Consider the following 433-nt stretch of genomic DNA (forward strand, 5'->3'; position numbering starts at 1 on the left):
AGAGTGGATGATAGAATTCACACTTTGAAGAGCGACGCAGAAATGAATGATGATGAAAAGAATAAATTTCTACAGTTACTTAAAAATTGGCATACTAATCGGGTACATCCTGAATGCTTATGTATTAATTCCAATTCTATTCCACCAAAACTTCATGTTAGAAAAAGCACACTAGGCAAGCTTTTTCTTGCTAATAACCGTTCGAATTCGCGCCCCCCAACTAAGCAGCATTCTTTTCAATGTGAACTCAATCCCCCTAATCATGGATTTAAGGGTTTTCTGCGAACCAAGGGAATTGAAATTGATGAAGAAGGTAGAATACTATGTAAGCTCAAAAAGAAAAATAAAACATCGCCTAGTTCGTATGCGCCTCCTTCAAAATCATCATCTAACTCTGGAGCCACTAATTCAACAGTAAAGAGGGGAGAGAATG

General features: G+C 37.4%; 1 protein-coding gene. It reads left to right on the forward strand.

What is annotated here, in order from left to right:
* Positions 1–42: 42 nt before the first annotated feature.
* Positions 43–433, forward strand: a 391-nt coding sequence (locus ACNPNW_RS16445) for a hypothetical protein (protein ID WP_448767209.1), incomplete at its 3' end; no start/stop codon positions are given.

This window comes from Acinetobacter endophylla (genome assembly GCF_053543775.1).